Here is a 743-nt window from a genome sequence, read left to right as displayed (position 1 = left end):
CCATCTCGAGCGAGGACACCATCGCCGAGGACGTCACCCACGCGACGTGCTCGGACTGCCCCACATGCGGGACGCCCGGCACACCGGGGAAGGCCAGGCCGACGACGTCGACGCGGTCCCGGGGACGCTCGGCCTCCACCACGAGGCGCACCTGCTGGTAGACGCCGGGCAGCTCGAGCAGCCGGTGCGGGTCGGCGGCCACGAGCGGAGCGCCCTCGGCGCCGACGCGCACCGCCCAGGCGTTCGAGCCGTCCGCGTCGGGGCGCGGCGAGATCAGCGCCGCGGCGAGCGCGGGGAAGCGCTCGGCCAGCAGGGTGCGGAACAGGGCGGCCGGCGCGTTGGTCAGCCAGACGTTGTAGCCCAGGTGCAGGGCGAGCGCCGTGTGCGGGTCGAACGGCAGCGGCTTCACCCCGTGGGCGGCGAACTCGGGCGCGCGCCGGGCCCCGGCGTCCAGCCCCGCGTTCACGCCGTCGGCGAACCGGGTGAACCAGGCCCGGTCCTCCGCGTCGTCGAGGGCGTTGAACGCCTGGCGGGCCGCGCCGTCCAGGTCCATCTGCCGGGCGGCGACGTCGTTCGCCACCGCCGGCGGGCCGAACACCTCGGCGCTCATGCCGGTGACCCGGCGGTGCTCGCAGTCGACCTGCCAGGCCCGCTCCGTCGCCACGTGCCACCCCTGGAGGTAGGCCAGCTCGGGCAGGGACGCGGCCACGAGCGTCGGCACGCCGTGCGCGTCCCGGTGGCAA

At 76.4% G+C, this 743-nt stretch carries 1 protein-coding gene; it reads right to left on the bottom strand.

The annotated features are described in order from the left end of the window. Window positions 1-743, bottom strand: a 743-nt coding sequence (locus HMPREF3105_RS02070; RefSeq protein ID WP_141762403.1) for a penicillin acylase family protein, incomplete at both ends; no start/stop codon positions are given.

Origin of the sequence: Micrococcus sp. HMSC31B01, from assembly GCF_001816085.1 — a bacterium.
GTDB classification, from domain to species: domain Bacteria; phylum Actinomycetota; class Actinomycetes; order Actinomycetales; family Micrococcaceae; genus Micrococcus; species Micrococcus luteus.
This window is presented reverse-complemented; position numbering and strand designations above follow the sequence as displayed.